This window comes from Serratia sp. 1D1416 (assembly GCF_003641105.1).
Lineage (GTDB): Bacteria > Pseudomonadota > Gammaproteobacteria > Enterobacterales > Enterobacteriaceae > Serratia > Serratia ficaria.
The window spans coordinates 3,223,008-3,240,383 of the sequence record NZ_CP032738.1 but is presented as its reverse complement, the minus strand read 5'-3'; the positions used below and the strand labels follow the sequence as shown (position 1 = coordinate 3,240,383).

Below are 17,376 nucleotides of genomic sequence, written 5' to 3'. Positions count from 1 at the left end.
CGGGGCGTCACGACGCCCCCACCTTCAGCAGCTTGCCGTCGCTTTCATCGGTCAGCAGATAAAGATAGCCGTCCGGCCCGCTGCGCACTTCGCGGATGCGTTCGCCGCGATCGCCCAGCAGCCGCTCCTCCGCCACCACCTTGTCTCCGTCCAGCGTCAGGCGGATCAGCTCTTTCTGCGCCAGCGCGCCGATAAACAGCGAATGCCGCCAGGCCGGGAAGCGTTGCGCATCATAAAACGCCATGCCGCTGATGCCGGGCGATACCTGCCAGTAATGCAGCGGCGGTTCGGTGCCCGCCGCCCGTTGGCCTTTGGCCTCCGGGATCGGCTGGCCGGAATAGTTGATGCCGTGGGTGGCCAGCGGCCAGCCGTAGTTTTTGCCCGCCTGCGGGATGTTGATCTCGTCGCCGCCGCGCGGCCCGTGTTCGTGTTCCCAGATAACCCCGCTCCACGGATTCAACGCCAGCCCCTGCGGGTTGCGATGGCCATAAGACCACACTTCCGGCCGCTTGCCGGCCTGGCCGACCCAGGGATTATCCGGCGGCACCGCGCCGTCGGCGGTCAGCCGCACCAGCTTGCCCTGCAGCTTATCGGCGTCCTGCGCCGTCGGCCGCTGGTTGTTTTCCCCCAGCGCGATAAACAGATACCCCTGTCGGTCGAACGCCAGCTTGCCGCCGAAGTGGTTGCCGACCGACAGCTTGGGCTGCTGGCGGAAGATCACCTTGAAATTATCCAGCCGCCCGCCGTCATCGCTCAGGCGCCCATAGCCCACCGCGGTGCCCGCCTTGCCGTCATCCCCCGGTTCGGCGAAGCTGAGATAAACCCGGCGGCTGGCGGCGAAATCCGGCGCAGGCAGCACTTCCAACAGCCCGCCCTGCCCCTCGGCATAGACCTTGGGCACGCCGGCTATCGGCGCCGACAGCCCCCGATCCTGCTGCCACAACCGCAGCCTGCCGGGCCGTTCGGTGATCAGCACGCCCTGTTCCGCCGGCAAAAAGGCCAGCGACCAGGGGTGCTCCAATCCGTCCTGCAGCTGAGTGACCGTCGGCGCGGCCTGCAGCAGGCCGCTGCACAACAGCAGGCCGGCCATTAGGGTAAGTCGGGGCATAACGTCCTCCTGAGCGTAAAATGTCCCATTCAGTGTAGCCCAATTGCCCGGCGCGATCGTTTGCATTAAATTTCAACGGGTTGCCTTTTGGCCGTGCTGTGCTTAAGTTAACGGATAACCGAGGAGGAAAGATGAACATTACCGTTGCGGATACGTTGGACGAACATACTCTCGATGCCATCCGCCAGGGCCTGCGCGCCCATAACCAACCCTATATTGACGGCGGCCTGCGCCGCTCCCTCAACGCCTATGCGCGGGACGCCGACGGGCGAGTGGTGGCCGGGCTGACCGCCGTCACCTGGGGCAACTGGCTGAGCATTGACTGGCTGTGGGTGGACGCTCCCCAGCGCGGCAGCGGTCTGGGCCGCCAGGTGATGCAGGCCGCCGAACGAGCAGCGCTGGCGCGCGGCTGCCGCTATTCCCGTTTGGATACCTTCAGCTTTCAGGCGCGGCCGTTCTACGAGAAACTCGGTTATCAGCTGCAAATGACGCTGAAAGATTACCCGGTTGAACATGAATGTTATTTTATGACCAAAACTCTGACTGAATGACGGGCGGCCCGATGGACAGCAAAAGCATGGTGGTGAACAGCGTGGCCTACAAGGCCGGCAAACGGCTGGGCGAAGTGACCATCGACGATATCAGCGAAGTGGTCAAACAACCGGACACTTTCGTCTGGCTGGGGCTGTGGCAGCCGGAGCCGGCGTTTATGCGCAAGGTGCAGGAGGAGTTCGGGCTGCACGATCTGGCGATCGAGGACGCGCTGTGCGCGCACCAGCGCCCCAAGCTGGAAAGCTACGGCGATTCGCTGTTTATCGTGGTGAAAACCGCGCAATGGGGCGACAACGAGGAAGTCGAATACGGAGAAACCCACTTCTTCGTCGGCAAGAATTTTTTGGTGACGGTGCGCCACGGCGCCTCGCCCAGCTACGCGCCGATCCGCGCCAAAGCCGAAGAAAACCATAAGCAAATGTGCCACGGCCCCGGCTTTGCGCTCTATTCGGTGCTGGACTTCGTGGTGGACAACTACCGCAGCGTGGTGGCCAAATTCGAGGCGACCATCGAAGGCATCGAAGCCAACATGTTCAAATCCGAGTTCGATCAGGCGGCGATCGAAAACGTCTACACCCTGCGCCGCCACCTGCTGGCGCTGCGCAACGCCGCGCTGCCGATGGACGAAATCTGCACCCAACTGATCCGCCTGCACGAAGAGGTGATCCCCAAAGAGCTGCGCGCCTACGTGCGCGACGTGCAGGACCATGCCCGGCAGGTGGCCAGTAACATCGACGACATGCGCGAAATGCTCACCAACGCCATGCACGTCAATCTGGCGCTGGTGACGGTGAAGCAAAACGAAGTGGTGAAGCGGTTGGCCGGCTGGGGGGCGATTTTGGCCATTCCGACGGTGATCTTCAGCCTGTACGGAATGAACTTCGCCGACATGCCGGAGCTGAAGTTCCCCTGGGCCTACCACGCCACCCTCGGGGTGACCGTCGCCGGCTGCTTCTTGCTGTATCAAAAGCTGAAGAAGTCGGGCTGGCTGTAGGCGCAGCGCCGCCTGGACATCAACGGCGCCTGCGGCGGTTGCCTCTGGCGTCGCGGCGCTCAGCGCTCGGTCAAAGTCTGCAACTGCGGCGCCGGCCGGCTCAGCAGGCTGCCCAGCACGAAGGCCGCGCCGCCGCCCAGCAATCCGCCGTAGATCGGGCTGTTGGCGTCGATGCCCTGCCAGAACATCAATCCCACGACGCACAGGCTGCCGGTCAGCATGCTGGCGATGGCGCCGAGGCTGGTGGCGCGCCGCCAGAAAATCGCCCCCACCAGCGGGATCAGCATGCCGCCCACCAGCAGGTTATAGGCCAGCGTCAGCGCCGCCAGCACGTCGCGCACCAGAAACGCCAGCCCCAGCATGATCATGCCCATGATCAGAGTGGTGAAACGCCCGGCGGCCAGCCCGCCCGACGGCCGCCGCCGGATCGCCGGCAGCACGTCCTCCAGCGCGATGGTCGACGACGCCAGCAGGCAGGCGCTGGCGGTGGACATCAGCGCCGCCAACGCCGCGGCGGCCACCAGTCCGCTGATGCCGGCCGGCAATACCGCCTGGGCGATGGCGGCAAAGGCGCCGTCGGTGCTGGCCAACTGCGGCAACAGGATTTTGCCGGCCATGCCGATCAGCGCGCCGGTCACGCCATACAGCACGCAATAAACGCCCGCGCCCAGCCCGGCATAGCGCGCCACGTCGACGCTGCGGGCGGTGAACACCCGCTGCCAGATATCCTGGCCGATCAGAATGCCGAAGAAGTAAATCAGGAAAAACACCAGAATGGTGTCCAGACCGATCGACGACAGCCGGTAGTAGCTGTCGGGCAACAGGCTGCCGAACGCTTCCCAGCCGCCGGCCTTGACGATGCTCATCGGCATCAGCACCAGCATCATGCCGACGGTCATGATGATGAACTGGAGGATGTCGGTCAGCGTCAGCGACCACATGCCGCCCAGCGTCGAATACAGCACCACCAACCCGCCGCCGAGCAGGATCGAGGTGGGGAACGACAGCGCGAACATCACCTGCATCACGCTGCCGATGGCGATGATCGAGGTCACCGCCACCATCAGGTCGTAGGCCAGCATGATGGCGCCGCTGGTCACCCTGGCCGCCGGATGGTAGCGGCGCGACAGCACCTGGCTGACGGTATACAGCTTAAGCTGCAGCAGCGGCTTGGCCAGCACCGTGCTCAACACCACGATGCCCAGGCCCAGCGCGCCGCACAGCCAGACGCCGGAAATGCCGTAGGTATAACCGAGTTTGACGGTGCCGATGGTCGAGGCGCCGCCGAGCACCACCGCCGACAGCGTGCCCAGATACAGCCCCGGACCCAAGTTGCGCCCGGCCACCAGGTATGCCTCCTTGGAGTTGGCGCGGCGTATGCCCATCCACCCCACCGCGCCTATCACCAGGAAATAAAACACCACGACCAGCAGATCGAGATTCATAAACACCTCCATACCTTGGTTATCGTTATCAGGAGGCCGGACGCAACCGCTCCGCCGGCAGGGTTTGGCGTGCCCTCAGCGGGCCGGCAGCACGCACAGCATTTCAAACAGCAGGTTGGCCGCCAACAACGCGGTGTTGCCGGTGCGATCGTACGGCGGCGACACCTCCACCACGTCGGCGCCGGCCAGGTTCAGCCCGCGGCAGCCGCGCACGATCTCCAGCCCCTGCCAGACCGACAGCCCGCCGACCTCCGGCGTGCCGGTGCCCGGCGCGAAGGCCGGATCCAGCCCGTCGATGTCGAAGCTGAGATACACCGGCGCATCGCCCATCTGCTGGCGAATTTCCGCCATCAGCGGCGTCAGCGATCGGTGCCAGCACGCTTCCGCCGGCACCACGCGAAAGCCCTGACGGCGCGACCAGTCGAAATCATCCGCCGCATAGCCGCTGCCGCGCAGGCCAATCTGCACCACCCTTTCCGGCGCCAGCAGCCCCTCCTCAAAAGCGCGGCGGAAGGTGGTGCCGTGCGCCAGCCGTTCCCCGAACATCTCTTCGTTGGTATCGGAATGGGCGTCGACGTGGATCAAACCGACCGGGCCATGCCGGCGGGCGACGGCGCGCAGCACCGGCAGCGTCAGGGTGTGGTCGCCGCCCAGCGTCAGCGGAGTGCAACGATGCTCCAGAATGCCGTGGTAAGCCTGTTCGATGCGCCGCACGCTGTCCGCCAGGCTGTAGGGATTGATGGCGACGTCGCCGAGATCGGCCACCTGCAGGCGTTCGAAGGGCGCCGAGCCGGTGCCCATGTTGTAAGGGCGGATCATCACCGACTCCTGACGGATCTGCCGCGGGCCGTAGCGGGTCCCGCTGCGGTTCGAGGTGCCGATATCCAGCGGAATGCCGACGAAGGCCGCATCCAACCCGCGCGCATCTTCGGCCGCGGGCAGGCGCATCATGGTGGGGATGCCGGCGAAACGCGGCATGTCGTTGCCGCTTTGAGGTTGATTCAGCATGGCGTTTCCTTGTTTTGGGGAGTCGGTATTTTCAACATTTGAATAACATTCACAGGCTACCCCGCGGCTTCGTCTGGCTACCATTCCCGCTTTCGCATGTAAGCATTGAAAAAGACGATGTTTACTAAGCCGTTGAACTATTGATTTTTATTTGACATCCATGCCATAAGGAAGGACAAATCACACTCGCCAACGCCCTCTTCTTCGATGTTAAAAACGGGTTAACGGCCAGATACTTTCCGTGGAGGGACAGATGCTCACCAACCTAAGCGATATCGATCTCAAACTGCTGCGGGTGTTCGTCGCGGTGGCGGAGGCGCAGGGCGTCAGCGCCGCTCAGGAGCCGCTGATGATGAATCAGTCCACCATCAGCACCCATCTCGCCTCGCTGGAGACCCGGTTGGGATTTCGCCTGTGCCAGCGCGGCCGCTCCGGTTTCATGCTCACCCCGAAAGGCGAACGCATGCTGATCGCCTGCCGCACGCTGTTCAACGCCGCACGCGACTTTACCCGCATCAGCCAGTCGCTGAACGGCCTGCTGACCGGCGATCTGCAGCTTGGCCTGGTGGACAACCTGGTGTCGCTGCCGGGCAATCCTTTCAGCCAGGCGATCAAAGGGTTCCAACGCCGGCACCAGGACGTGCAGTTGCAGTGCCGCATTTGCTCGCCGACGGAAATTGAACAGGGATTGCTGAACCAGCAGCTCGATCTGGGCATCGGCTATTTTGGCCAGCAGCTGGAGGATTTGCGCTATCAGCCGTGGCTGGAGGAGACCCAGGCGATCTACTGCAGCGCCGACCATCCGCTGTTTGCCGCCGAGCGGCCGGGCCGCGAGCAGATTGAAAACGCCCGCTGGGTCAAACGCGGTTATCTGCTGGCGCAGCGGCTGTGCCCGATCGCGCCGAACAACCTGGCCGCCGTCGCCCACCACATGGAAAGCGTGGCGCATCTGGTGCTCAGCGGGGAATATCTCGGCTACCTGCCCACCCATTACGCCGCGCGCTGGGTGGAGCAAGGCATGTTGAAGCGGCTGGGCGGCGAGGCGCTGTCTTATCGGGCGACGCTGTGCCTGGTCACCCGCCCGGCGCCGCCCAAAGAGGCGCTGACGGCGCTGCGGGAAGACCTGCTGCGGGCGATAAAAAAAGCCCCGCAGGCGGCGGGGCTTCAGGCAATCAATTGACCGGCATGCGCGCCGGATCGGGGTACTGGTATTCGAACCCCAGCTCGTTGCAGATGCGGTTGCCGTCGACCAGCCGCCCGTCCTGCTCCGCCTCGTCGGCGAACTGCGGCGGCGCCAGCTGCAGCTGCTCGGCCAGCGCCGGGTAGAACTCGCGCTTGGTGGGGTGGCTCGGCGCGCACAGGTTGTAGAGATGGCCGCCTTTCGGCAGCTTCAGCAGCAGCTGTATCGCCGCGATCACGTCATCCTGATGCACCAGGTTGACCCCCTGCGAGCCGCCCTTGACGTCGACCTTGCCCGCCAGGAAACGGCCGGGGTGACGATCGGCGCCCACCAGCCCCGCCAGCCGCAGGATGTCCACCGAGGTGTTCGGCAGCTCGTGCAGCCAACGCTCCAGCTCGGCCAGCACCCGCCCCGACGGCGTGATCGGCCGCAGCGGCGAGTCCTCGCGCAGCGTGCCGGCGGTTTCGCCGTACACCGAGGTGGAACTGGTGAACAACACCCGCGGCACGCCGAAGGCCATCGCGCTGTCCACCAGCATGCGCACCGCATTAAAGTAGTTTTCGCTGCCTTCGACGGTGCGCCGGGCCGGCAGGGTCACCACCAGCGCATCCACCCGCAGCAGCTGTTCCAGATCCTCAGGATCGCACAAGAGATCCGGCGTCAGCTCCAGCCGATAGCATTCAATGCCGCTCATGCGCGCGGCCTCAACGCCGTCCGGCGTGGTTTTGCTGCCCACCACGTCATATCCGCGGCTCATCAACGACAGGGCCAGCGGCATGCCCAGCCAGCCCAGACCAATAATGGCTACCTTTTTCATCGTCTCCCTCTCCTGAAGATCGCAGCGCTCTGCCCATTAAGGCTACGCCACTCCGTACGGCGATACAATCCGCCGCCGCTTAAGCTTGGGTAAAACCGTGTTTAGCTAATAACCCAACCGGTTTCAATAAATTAAATTTATGACGTTAAAAAAGGGTTGCGCGACGAGCGGCGGATAGTTTAGGTTAATTAGCAATTCGGCTAGTACCGACCTTTAAAGAGAAAACACCCATGATCAGCGTTCAGTTCAACCACCATCATCACCATCACCCTGACTAGTCTTTCAGGCGATGAGTGCTGGAAGACGGTTTTTTAATCTTCCAGTGGCGCGCAGAACGCAAGAGAGAGCCCTCGGAAGATTTCTTCCGAGGGTTTTTTTTTGGCTCCGGACAGACAGAAAATAAAGTTTTTACAATAAATTCATAAAATTACAGATTAAACAGAGGTTACCATGCTGGACAAAACACGTTTACGGATAGCAATGCAGAAATCGGGCCGCCTGAGCGACGAATCCCAGGAGCTGCTGGCGCGCTGCGGCATCAAAATCAACCTGCAACAGCAACGCCTGATCGCCTTTGCGGAAAATATGCCGATCGATATCCTGCGCGTGCGTGACGACGATATCCCGGGCCTGGTGATGGACGGCGTGGTCGATCTGGGCATCATCGGTGAGAACGTGCTGGAAGAAGAGCTGCTCACCCGCCGCGCTCAGGGCGAAGACCCGCGCTACTTCACCCTGCGCCGCCTGGACTTCGGCGGCTGCCGCCTGTCGCTGGCCACCCCGCTCGACGCCGAATACGCCGGCCCGCAAAGCCTGCAGGACGCCCGCATCGCCACCTCTTACCCGCACCTGCTGAAGCAGTACCTCGACAAACAGGGCGTGCGCTTCAAATCCTGCCTGCTGAACGGCTCGGTGGAGGTGGCGCCGCGCGCCGGCCTGGCCGACGCCATCTGCGACCTGGTCTCCACCGGCGCCACGCTGGAAGCCAACGGCCTGCGTGAAGTGGAAGTGATCTACCGCTCCAAGGCCTGCCTGATCCAGCGCGACGGAGAAATGCCGGAAGCCAAGCAACGGCTGATCGACCGCCTGATGACCCGCATTCAGGGCGTGATCCAGGCGCGTGAATCCAAATACATCATGCTGCACGCGCCGAGCGAGCGTTTGGACGAAATCGTCGCGCTGCTGCCGGGCGCCGAACGCCCGACCATTCTGCCGCTGGCCGGCGCGCAGAACCGCGTGGCGATGCACATGGTCAGCAGCGAAACCCTGTTCTGGGAAACCATGGAAAAACTGAAAGCGCTCGGCGCCAGCTCGATCCTGGTGTTGCCAATTGAGAAGATGATGGAGTAACGCCATGTCGAACTTCAACACCCTGATCAACTGGGCGGACTGCAGCGCCGAACAACGCGCCGCGCTGCTGATGCGCCCGGCGATTTCCGCCTCCGACAGCATTACCCGCACGGTGCGCGAGATCCTCGACAGCGTAAAGGCCAACGGCGACCAGGCGCTGCGCGACTACAGCGCGCGCTTTGACCAAACCGAGGTTGGCGCGCTGCGCGTCAGCGCCGAGCAAATCGCCGCCGCCGGCGCGCGGCTCGGCGACGAGATCAAACAGGCGATGGCGGTGGCCGTCGCCAACGTGGAAACCTTCCACAATGCGCAACGGCTGCCGCCGGTCGACGTCGAAACCCAGCCCGGCGTGCGCTGCCAGCAGATAACTCGCCCGATCGATTCGGTCGGCCTGTACATTCCCGGCGGTTCGGCGCCGCTGTTCTCCACCGTACTGATGCTGGCGACGCCGGCGCGCATCGCCGGCTGCCGCCGGGTGGTGTTGTGCTCGCCGCCGCCGATCGCCGATGAAATCCTCTACGCCGCGCAGCTGTGCGGCGTAGAGGAGGTGTTTCAGGTCGGCGGCGCGCAGGCGATCGCCGCCATGGCCTTCGGCACCGATTCCGTGCCGCGGGTGGCGAAGATCTTCGGCCCGGGCAACGCCTTCGTCACCGAAGCCAAGCGCCAGATCAGCCAACGGCTGGACGGCGCGGCCATCGACATGCCGGCCGGCCCCTCCGAAGTGCTGGTGATCGCCGACGCCGGCGCCACCCCGGCGTTCGTCGCCTCCGATCTGTTGTCGCAGGCCGAACACGGCCCGGACTCGCAGGTGATCCTGCTGACCCCGGACGCCGCGATGGCGCAGGCGGTGGCCGAAGCGGTAGAGCGACAGTTGGCCGAGCTGCCGCGTGCGGAAACCGCCCGCCAGGCGCTGGCCAGCAGTCGCCTGATCGTGGCGCGCGACCTGGAAGAGTGCGTGGCGATCAGCAACCGGTATGGCCCGGAACACCTGATCATTCAGACCCGCAGCGCCCGCGACCTGGTCGACGGCATCACCAGCGCCGGTTCGGTGTTTCTCGGCGACTGGTCGCCGGAATCCGCCGGCGACTACGCCTCCGGCACCAACCACGTGCTGCCGACCTACGGCTACACCGCCACCTGCTCCAGCCTGGGGTTGGCGGACTTCCAGAAGCGCATGACGGTGCAGGAGCTGACGCCGCAGGGCTTTATGAATCTGGCCGCCACCATCGAAACGCTGGCCGCCGCCGAGCAGCTGATCGCCCACAAAAACGCCGTGACCCTGCGCGTCGCCGCCCTGAAGGAGCAAGCATGAGCATTGAAAACCTGGCGCGCGCCAACGTTCGCGAGCTGACCCCTTACCAGTCGGCGCGCCGCCTCGGCGGCAACGGCGACGTGTGGCTGAACGCCAACGAATACCCGATCGCGCCGGAATTCCAGCTGACCGCCCAGACCTTCAACCGCTACCCGGAGTGCCAGCCGGCGCAGGTGATCGAGCGCTACGCCGCTTACGCCGGGGTGCAGAAAGAGCAGGTGCTGGTCAGCCGCGGCGCCGATGAGGGCATCGAACTGCTGATCCGCGCCTTCTGCGAACCGGGTAAGGACGCCATTCTGTTCTGCCCGCCGACCTACGGCATGTACGCCGTCAGCGCCGAGACCTTCGGCGTGGAGCGCCGCACCGTGGCGGCCAGGGAAGATTGGCAGCTGGATCTGCCGGCCATCGCCGACAGCCTGGACAACGTCAAGCTGATCTACGTCTGCAGCCCGAACAACCCGACCGGCAATCTGATCGACCCAGACTCTCTGCGCAGCCTGCTGGAAATGGCCAAGGGCAAGGCGATCGTCGCGGTTGACGAGGCCTATATCGAGTTTTGCCCGCAGGCGAGCGTGGCCGGTTGGCTGAGCGATTATCCGCACCTGGCGATCCTGCGCACCCTGTCGAAAGCCTTCGCGCTGGCCGGCCTGCGCTGCGGTTTTACCCTGGGCAACGAGGATCTGATCGCCCTGCTGCTGAAGGTGATCGCGCCTTATCCGCTGTCGACGCCGGTGGCCGACATCGCCGCCCAGGCGCTCAGCGCCGAAGGCATCCGCGTGATGCGGCAACGGGTTGGCGAGATTGCCGCCAACCGCAGTTGGCTGCGGCAGGCGCTGCAAAACTGCGCCTGCGTCGAGCAGGTTTTCGCCAGCGACAGCAATTACCTGCTGGTGCGCTTCACCGCCTCAAGTAATGTATTTAAAAGCTTGTGGGATCAGGGCATTATCTTAAGAGACCAAAATAAACAGCCCGGGTTGTCCGGCTGCCTGCGCATCACCATAGGCACCCGTGACGAATGCCGCCGCGTGGTTGACGCGCTGGCCGCCCTGCCCGGCGCCAACGAGACTCGCCAGGAGCCAATGTGAGCCAAAAAATCCTCTTTATTGACCGTGACGGCACGCTGATTGCCGAGCCGCCGGAAGACTTCCAGGTCGACCGTCTGGACAAGCTGGCGCTGGAGCCGGACGTGATCCCTTCGCTGCTGACCCTGCAGCAGGCGGGTTATCAACTGGTGATGATCACCAATCAGGATGGGCTCGGCACCGCCAGTTTCCCGCAGGAAACTTTCGATCCGCCGCACAACCTGATGATGCAGATCCTCAGCTCGCAGGGCGTTCACTTCGCCGATATCCTGATCTGCCCGCACCTGCCGGCGGACAACTGCGACTGCCGCAAGCCGAAAACCGCGCTGGTGAAGGGGTATCTGGAGGCCGGCGCCATGGATACCGCGCACAGTTACGTGATCGGCGATCGCCCGACCGACGTGCAGCTGGCGGAAAACATGGGCATTCACGGGCTGCGCTACCAGCGCGCGACCCTAGGCTGGAAAGAGATCGCTCGCCAGCTGACCCAGCGCGATCGCCATGCGCGGGTTAACCGCGTAACCAAAGAGACGCAGATCGACGTCAACGTCTGGCTGGATCGCGAAGGCGGCAGCAAGATCAAGACCGGCGTCGGTTTCTTCGACCACATGCTGGATCAGATCGCCACCCACGGCGGCTTCCGCATGGACATCGACGTCAAAGGCGACCTGTATATCGATGACCACCACACGGTGGAGGACACCGGGCTGGCGCTCGGCGAAGCGCTGAACAAGGCGCTGGGCGACAAGCGCGGCATCGCCCGCTTCGGCTTCGTGCTGCCGATGGACGAATGCCTGGCGCGCTGCGCGCTGGATATCTCCGGCCGGCCACACCTGGAATACAAGGCCGAGTTCAACTACCAGCGCGTCGGCGATCTCAGCACCGAAATGGTCGAGCACTTCTTCCGCTCGCTGTCTTACACCATGGGCTGCACGCTGCATCTGAAAACCAAGGGCAAAAACGACCATCACCGGGTCGAGAGCCTGTTCAAGGTGTTTGGCCGCACGCTGCGCCAGGCGATCCGCGTTGAAGGCAATACCCTGCCGAGCTCGAAAGGAGTGCTGTGATGAACGTGGTGATTCTGGATACCGGCTGCGCCAACCTGGCCTCCGTCACCTACGCGGTGCAGCGTCTGGGTTATCAGCCGGACGTTAGCCGCGACCCGGAGATCGTGCTGCGTGCCGACAAGCTGTTCCTGCCGGGCGTCGGCACCGCCCAGGCGGCGATGGACCAGCTGAAGGAGCGCGAGCTGATCGAGCTGATCAAGGCCTGCACCCAGCCGGTGCTGGGCATCTGCCTCGGCATGCAGCTGCTGGCGGAAAGCAGCGAGGAGAACGGCGGCATCAGCACGCTGGGCATCATCGATACCCCGGTGAAGCAAATGACCGACTTCGGCCTGCCGCTGCCGCACATGGGATGGAACCAGGTCTCCGCGCTGGCGGGCCACCACCTGTTCCGGGGCATCGAAGACGAGGCCTACTTCTATTTCGTTCACAGCTATGCGATGCCAATATGCCCAAACACCATCGCCCAGGCGAACTACGGCGAGCCCTTCACCGCCGCCGTGCAAAAAGACAACTTCTTCGGCGTGCAGTTTCATCCAGAACGTTCTGGAGCGGCCGGTGCGCAACTGTTGAAAAACTTTCTGGAGATGTAGGCAGCATGATTATTCCGGCTTTGGATTTGATCGACGGCAACGTGGTGCGCCTGCATCAGGGCGATTATGGCCAGCAGCGCGACTACGGCAACGATCCGCACTCGCGGCTGCAGGATTATAAACGACAGGGCGCGCAGGTGCTGCACCTGGTCGACCTGACCGGCGCCAAGGATCCGGCGGCGCGCCAGATCCCGCTGCTGCGCAAGCTGCTGGCCGGGGTTAACGTGCCGGTGCAGGTCGGCGGCGGCATTCGCAACGAGCAGGACGTGGTCGCCCTGCTGGACGCCGGCGCCACCCGCGTGGTGATCGGCTCCACCGCGGTGAAGCAGCCCCGGCTGGTGCAGAGCTGGTTCGAGCGCTACGGCGCCGACGCCCTGGTGCTGGCGCTGGACGTGCGCATCGACGCGCAAGGCGCCAAACGCGTGGCGATCAGCGGCTGGCAGGAGAACTCCGACGCTACGTTGGAACAGGTGGTTGAGCAGTTCCTGCCCTACGGCCTGAAGCACGTGCTGTGCACCGACATTTCGCGCGACGGCACCCTGGCCGGCTCCAACGTGGCGCTGTACCAGGAAATCACCCGCCGTTACCCGCAGGTCGCCTTCCAGGCCTCCGGCGGTATCGGCAACCTGGACGACATCGCCCAGCTGCGCGGCAGCGGCGTTGAAGGGGTGATCGTGGGGCGCGCCCTGCTGGAAGGTAAATTTAGCGTTGAGGAGGCGATCGCATGCTGGCAAAACGGATAATCCCGTGCCTGGATGTCAAAGACGGGCAGGTAGTGAAAGGCGTGCAGTTCCGCAACCATGAAATCATCGGCGATATCGTGCCGCTGGCGCAGCGTTATGCGCAGGAAGGCGCGGACGAGTTGGTGTTCTACGATATCACCGCCTCGTCCGACGGCCGGGTGGTGGATAAGAGCTGGGTGTCGCGCGTGGCGGAAGTGATCGATATCCCGTTCTGCGTCGCCGGCGGCATCAAAAGCGCCGAGGACGCCAGCCAGATCCTGTCTTTCGGCGCCGACAAGATCTCCGTCAACTCGCCGGCGCTGGCCGATCCCGAGCTGATTAGCCGCCTGGCAGACCGTTTCGGCGTGCAGTGCATCGTGGTGGGCATCGATACCTGGTTCGAAGCCGAAACCGGCAAGTATCACGTCAACCAATATACCGGCGACGAGAGCCGCACCCGCGTCACCCAGTGGGAAACCCTCGACTGGGTGCAGGAAGTGCAGCGCCGCGGCGCCGGCGAAATCGTGCTGAACATGATGAATCAGGACGGCGTGCGCAACGGCTACGATCTGCAGCAGCTGCGCTTGGTGCGCGAGCTGTGCAAGGTGCCGTTGATCGCCTCCGGCGGCGCCGGCACCATGGCGCATTTCCTGGAAGCGTTCCGCGATGCGGACGTCGACGGTGCTCTGGCGGCTTCGGTGTTCCACAAACAAATCATTAATATCGGCGAACTGAAAAGGTTCCTGGTCGAACAAGGCGTGGAGATTCGCGTGTGTTAACAGAACAACAGAGAAACCAGCTGGACTGGGAAAAAACCGACAACCTGATGCCGGCTATCGTGCAACACGCCATCTCCGGCGAGGTGCTGATGCTGGGCTATATGAATCAGGAGGCGCTGGCGAAAACCGAGCAAAGCGGCAAGGTCACCTTCTTCTCGCGCACCAAACAGCGGCTGTGGACCAAGGGCGAAAGCTCCGGCCATTTCCTCAACGTGGTCAGCATTACCCCGGACTGCGATAACGACACGCTGTTGGTGCTGGTCAATCCGATCGGCCCGACCTGCCACCTGGGCAACAGCAGCTGCTTCCACCCCGCCGCCAGCGACTGGGGCTTCCTGTACCGGTTGGAACAGCTGCTGGCGGAGCGCAAGACCGCCAGCCCGGACAGCTCGTACACCGCCAGCCTGTACGCCAGCGGCACCAAGCGCATCGCGCAGAAGGTCGGGGAAGAAGGCGTGGAAACCGCGCTGGCCGCCACGGTCAACGACCGCGAAGAGCTGACCAACGAAGCCTCGGACCTGATTTACCACCTGCTGGTGCTGCTGCAGGATCAGGATCTGGACTTGAGCAAGGTGATCGGCCGCCTGCGCGAACGGCATCAGAAGAAATAGCGATCCCGAAGCAAAGCCTGAACCAAGCACGAACTTACCCCCCTGCCTCTCCCCAAAAAGAAGAGGCAGGGGGAGCTATGTTCAGGTGCAGAGGTTACTCTGTAACAGGGGTAACGTTAAGAGCCGGTCACTCAAAACAATAAAGCCGCCAAGCATTAACCTTGGCGGTTTTTTTATCTACTAGCTTAATCGGCAACAATATTAATCGAAACCAGCCCTATCCCTAATTGCCTCTCGTCCCCTGACTCACCAGATTCTTTCGGGCTTGTAGGATAAGGCGGCACAATCTTAATATCCCGTGCACCGTTGGCATTGACAAAATGCAACTTCACTCGTGTCGGCTGCCCACCGATGCTGATGCTCTGCTGCTCATCACCCACCATGACGCTGACCGGTTTGCCGATATTAGGACCATAGCCCTGCGCGATAATTTCTAGCGTAAAACCATGTGGCAGCGCCTGATAAAAGTCCAGCCGTACTGCCTGCGCTACGTTTCCATCGCTCCAGCGCCCCCATGATTCCACGTGTGATAATCCGGAAATGCTGTCAAGGAAATCAGGTACCACCTCTTGGTTGAAAGCATAACCATGGGCAGGCAGAACTGTGGCTCCTTTAAGCCTCTGCTTCGCCAATTTCGGCAGCATATAAGAGGTGAAGCTAGGTAATAGCGTCATATTTCCATAAGCGCTTAGATGATCGCCATCAAAGAACATAGCGTGCCCCTCTCGCCAAACATTGCATGTATTGCCAGGGCACAATGCAGGAAAAGGATCCCACACGCTAACCGCCGGGAGAGCATTTATCACCTGGTTGTAGCTGCCGAGAACCGGAGCTCGGAATTTCTGCAACAGATCACGCTCAACCGACATGCCGTGCGCACAAATAGGATTATTACGATTAAACCAATCAGCACAACGGAAAGGCGGCACAAAGAAGATGGGCTTTGGCGCTTCAAAAACAACCTGTACGCCTTGCTCGCTGAAGTCGCGCAACGTTTCAACCGCATAGGCGACTGAACGTTGCCGATTAGCCTGCGCTTGAGCACTAAAGAAGTTTTGCTGTTGAGATTCCAGTCCGAAATAAACCCACTGATCGGAAAAACGTGGCAGGCGTAAGGACGCCAAGAAGAGAACATCGCCAGACTTGGCCCGCTTGTGCAATGCGCGTAAAGAGGCTTGTGCATGTTCCCTGCACTGGGCATTATCAAGGTCGCGTTCAGGTTGGAAACTGATAAATGGGCAGCCGCCATTGCGATATACATCCACCTCCAGATTGTTCCTGATGGCAAACTGCTTATACAACGCCACATAGGCCAGGGTATGGGAATCGCCAATCACATGCAGCACCCGATACAGGGATGACTTATTTTGCAGGCAGCCTTCAGGTTTAAAAACCATAACCTCTACGCCCTCATCTTCAACCGTGATGGGGTCTGCACGACATCCAGGATATTCCGGGAGCGCAGGTCCGCGATCCGGGTACCAAAGTTCAGCATCTTCGGTCACCTTACTAAGCGAAATTTTATCCGCTCGTGCATTCAGAGTTGAGGCTCCCCAGTAAGCAACGGCAATAACACATAGCCCAACGCCAATAACAACAGGATTAGAAGCCTTTTTGGCCGTTTGGGACCGCCGCATCGGTGTTTCGATTAGATAATAAGATAACGTCGCCAGCAATAAGGTAACGACTAATGCGGCCAACCTGGTCACTGGCGAGTCTAAACCACAGGTCCAACGGAACAGGACAAATGTCGGCCAATGCCACAGGTATAGTGAGTAGGACGTTTTTCCAAAGAACAGAATATACCTATTACCCAATAAGGCCTGCAGCCACGGCAAACATCTTTGTTTATATAGGCTGAATAGGATACCTAACGTAGAAATCACGGCAAGCACAGCACCCGGCATAGGGAAGTTATCCTGCGTGGAAACCACAAAGGAAACCAACAAACCAATAAATGCAGCAATGCCAATAATGCTAGAGAGTCGATTTTCTTTACGTTCACTTTCGTCGGAGGACGGCGTCAAGATCTGGTACAGTAATACCCCTGAAGCCAACTCCCAAAAACGACCAGGGCTCAGAAAATAGGCGTTTGTCGGTTGAGCCTGCGATTGCCATGCGGAGAATACAACCGATGCCAATAGTCCGACCGAAAACAACGCGACAGAGAAATGCTTACCACGCTGGCTGTATAACCAGACAAAAAACAACAGGGGGAAGACAAGGTAAAATTGTTCCTCTACCCCCAGTGACCAGGTATGAGTAAAGGGATTGAACTCGGTCGTTGGAGCGAAGTAATCCCGACCATTGGCGGCCAGAATAAAGTTACTTAATCCCAAAAAGGCAAACAGTCCGGTAGTCTGATTGACATCACTCAGCCAAGAGACCGGAATGAACAATGCAGAAGCATACCCTGTGACCAGTAAGCAGACAATCAGAACCGGGAAGATACGCCGGATCCTTCGGGCATAAAAAAACGCCAAGAACCGCCAGAATCCACCCCCCTTGAAATGAGTGACAGAGGCACTGACGATAAAGCCGGAGATGACGAAGAACACATCTACTCCAACAAAACCGCCAGGGAGCCAAGATGCATGCAAATGATAGATAATAACAGAAATAACAGCTAAAGCTCGGAGCCCATCAATGAATGGAAAGTATTGCGACTGCCCCAATTTTATTTTATTCAACTGCATTATAATTTCACTTTTGTACTCATAGCTTGGGAATGAAGCCATCGAAATTTAAGGTCGCTAGTA

17 protein-coding genes and 1 other annotated feature are annotated in these 17,376 nt (G+C 61.3%); of the genes, 12 read left to right on the top strand and 5 right to left on the bottom strand.

Annotated features, from left to right (window positions below; all coding sequences use genetic code 11):
* Nucleotides 1-7: 7 nt before the first annotated feature.
* Nucleotides 8-1,108: a PQQ-dependent sugar dehydrogenase gene (locus tag D7I37_RS15700; RefSeq protein WP_095096686.1), complete on the bottom strand. Its 1,101-nt coding sequence runs from the start codon at nt 1,106-1,108 to the stop codon at nt 8-10.
* 131 nt (nt 1,109-1,239) lie between these two features.
* Here D7I37_RS15700 and D7I37_RS15695 point away from each other — a divergent pair, with 131 nt between their 5' ends.
* Both D7I37_RS15695 and D7I37_RS15690 read left to right on the top strand, forming a co-directional pair.
* A complete protein-coding gene (locus D7I37_RS15695; RefSeq protein ID WP_095096683.1) occupies nt 1,240-1,659 on the top strand; it encodes an N-acetyltransferase in 420 nt (139 codons plus the stop codon).
* An 11-nt stretch (nt 1,660-1,670) separates the two neighbouring features.
* A complete protein-coding gene (locus tag D7I37_RS15690; RefSeq protein WP_061798545.1) occupies nt 1,671-2,654 on the top strand; it encodes a magnesium and cobalt transport protein CorA in 984 nt (327 codons plus the stop codon).
* Between the two features lie 59 nt (nt 2,655-2,713).
* On the opposite strand, the gene D7I37_RS15685 is transcribed toward D7I37_RS15690, so the two are convergent.
* Both D7I37_RS15685 and speB read right to left on the bottom strand, forming a co-directional pair.
* Entirely contained in the window at nt 2,714-4,099 is a 1,386-nt protein-coding gene (locus D7I37_RS15685) for a sodium:solute symporter (protein WP_095096680.1), read from the bottom strand.
* A gap of 75 nt (nt 4,100-4,174) precedes the next feature.
* Entirely contained in the window at nt 4,175-5,107 is a 933-nt protein-coding gene (speB, locus tag D7I37_RS15680) for an agmatinase (RefSeq protein WP_061798525.1), read from the bottom strand.
* 253 nt (nt 5,108-5,360) lie between these two features.
* On the opposite strand from speB, the gene D7I37_RS15675 reads away from it, so the two are divergent.
* The gene (locus tag D7I37_RS15675; protein ID WP_061798523.1) at nt 5,361-6,287 is read left to right on the top strand and encodes a LysR family transcriptional regulator; all 927 of its coding nucleotides are present in this window, start codon (nt 5,361-5,363) and stop codon (nt 6,285-6,287) included.
* On the opposite strand, the gene D7I37_RS15670 is transcribed toward D7I37_RS15675, so the two are convergent.
* Entirely contained in the window at nt 6,280-7,104 is an 825-nt protein-coding gene (locus tag D7I37_RS15670) for an SDR family oxidoreductase (RefSeq protein ID WP_061798522.1), read from the bottom strand. The genes D7I37_RS15675 and D7I37_RS15670 overlap by 8 nt on opposite strands.
* A 230-nt stretch (nt 7,105-7,334) precedes the next feature.
* Between D7I37_RS15670 and hisL the strand changes: the two genes are divergently transcribed.
* The 9 genes from hisL (at nt 7,335) to hisIE (ending at nt 14,617) form a co-directional block, all read left to right on the top strand.
* Complete coding sequence (gene hisL, locus D7I37_RS15665; protein ID WP_115939823.1) at nt 7,335-7,382, top strand: his operon leader peptide; 48 nt, start codon at nt 7,335-7,337, stop codon at nt 7,380-7,382.
* Nucleotides 7,358-7,484, top strand: a sequence feature (His leader region). It overlaps the preceding gene by 25 nt.
* 70 nt (nt 7,485-7,554) lie before the next feature.
* Entirely contained in the window at nt 7,555-8,454 is a 900-nt protein-coding gene (gene hisG / locus D7I37_RS15660) for an ATP phosphoribosyltransferase (protein WP_061798521.1), read from the top strand.
* A gap of 4 nt (nt 8,455-8,458) precedes the next feature.
* Nucleotides 8,459-9,766 (top strand): histidinol dehydrogenase, encoded by a 1,308-nt coding sequence (gene hisD / locus D7I37_RS15655; RefSeq protein WP_061798519.1) that lies wholly within the window; start codon nt 8,459-8,461, stop codon nt 9,764-9,766.
* Nucleotides 9,763-10,851, top strand: a complete 1,089-nt coding sequence (gene hisC / locus D7I37_RS15650) for a histidinol-phosphate transaminase (RefSeq protein ID WP_095096670.1) — start codon at nt 9,763-9,765, stop codon at nt 10,849-10,851. The genes hisD and hisC overlap by 4 nt, the downstream gene beginning before the upstream one ends.
* On the top strand, nt 10,848-11,915 hold the full coding sequence (gene hisB, locus D7I37_RS15645; RefSeq protein WP_061798517.1) for a bifunctional histidinol-phosphatase/imidazoleglycerol-phosphate dehydratase HisB: 1,068 nt from the start codon (nt 10,848-10,850) through the stop codon (nt 11,913-11,915). Before hisC ends, hisB begins: the two co-directional genes overlap by 4 nt.
* The gene (hisH, locus tag D7I37_RS15640) at nt 11,915-12,505 is read left to right on the top strand and encodes an imidazole glycerol phosphate synthase subunit HisH (protein WP_095096667.1); all 591 of its coding nucleotides are present in this window, start codon (nt 11,915-11,917) and stop codon (nt 12,503-12,505) included. Before hisB ends, hisH begins: the two co-directional genes overlap by 1 nt.
* Nucleotides 12,506-12,510: 5 nt before the next feature.
* Entirely contained in the window at nt 12,511-13,248 is a 738-nt protein-coding gene (gene hisA, locus D7I37_RS15635) for a 1-(5-phosphoribosyl)-5-[(5-phosphoribosylamino)methylideneamino]imidazole-4-carboxamide isomerase (protein WP_129543973.1), read from the top strand.
* On the top strand, nt 13,230-14,006 hold the full coding sequence (gene hisF, locus D7I37_RS15630; RefSeq protein ID WP_061798513.1) for an imidazole glycerol phosphate synthase subunit HisF: 777 nt from the start codon (nt 13,230-13,232) through the stop codon (nt 14,004-14,006). The genes hisA and hisF overlap by 19 nt, the downstream gene beginning before the upstream one ends.
* On the top strand, nt 14,000-14,617 hold the full coding sequence (gene hisIE / locus D7I37_RS15625; RefSeq protein WP_129543972.1) for a bifunctional phosphoribosyl-AMP cyclohydrolase/phosphoribosyl-ATP diphosphatase HisIE: 618 nt from the start codon (nt 14,000-14,002) through the stop codon (nt 14,615-14,617). The genes hisF and hisIE overlap by 7 nt, the downstream gene beginning before the upstream one ends.
* A gap of 185 nt (nt 14,618-14,802) precedes the next feature.
* Here hisIE and D7I37_RS15620 read toward each other — a convergent pair whose 3' ends face one another.
* Nucleotides 14,803-17,313, bottom strand: a complete 2,511-nt coding sequence (locus D7I37_RS15620) for an acyltransferase family protein (protein ID WP_129543971.1) — start codon at nt 17,311-17,313, stop codon at nt 14,803-14,805.
* Nucleotides 17,314-17,376: the final 63 nt, after the last annotated feature.

Coding starts and splice junctions, on each gene's coding strand:
- hisA (WP_129543973.1), top strand. CDS start 12,511: ATGATTATTCCGGCTTTGGATTTGATCGACGGCAACGTGGTGCGCCTG.
- D7I37_RS15675 (WP_061798523.1), top strand. CDS start 5,361: ATGCTCACCAACCTAAGCGATATCGATCTCAAACTGCTGCGGGTGTTC.
- hisC (WP_095096670.1), top strand. CDS start 9,763: ATGAGCATTGAAAACCTGGCGCGCGCCAACGTTCGCGAGCTGACCCCT.
- D7I37_RS15670 (WP_061798522.1), bottom strand. CDS start 7,104: ATGAAAAAGGTAGCCATTATTGGTCTGGGCTGGCTGGGCATGCCGCTG.
- hisD (WP_061798519.1), top strand. CDS start 8,459: ATGTCGAACTTCAACACCCTGATCAACTGGGCGGACTGCAGCGCCGAA.
- D7I37_RS15620 (WP_129543971.1), bottom strand. CDS start 17,313: ATGCAGTTGAATAAAATAAAATTGGGGCAGTCGCAATACTTTCCATTC.
- D7I37_RS15700 (WP_095096686.1), bottom strand. CDS start 1,108: ATGCCCCGACTTACCCTAATGGCCGGCCTGCTGTTGTGCAGCGGCCTG.
- D7I37_RS15685 (WP_095096680.1), bottom strand. CDS start 4,099: ATGAATCTCGATCTGCTGGTCGTGGTGTTTTATTTCCTGGTGATAGGC.
- D7I37_RS15690 (WP_061798545.1), top strand. CDS start 1,671: ATGGACAGCAAAAGCATGGTGGTGAACAGCGTGGCCTACAAGGCCGGC.
- speB (WP_061798525.1), bottom strand. CDS start 5,107: ATGCTGAATCAACCTCAAAGCGGCAACGACATGCCGCGTTTCGCCGGC.
- hisF (WP_061798513.1), top strand. CDS start 13,230: ATGCTGGCAAAACGGATAATCCCGTGCCTGGATGTCAAAGACGGGCAG.
- hisG (WP_061798521.1), top strand. CDS start 7,555: ATGCTGGACAAAACACGTTTACGGATAGCAATGCAGAAATCGGGCCGC.
- D7I37_RS15695 (WP_095096683.1), top strand. CDS start 1,240: ATGAACATTACCGTTGCGGATACGTTGGACGAACATACTCTCGATGCC.
- hisH (WP_095096667.1), top strand. CDS start 11,915: ATGAACGTGGTGATTCTGGATACCGGCTGCGCCAACCTGGCCTCCGTC.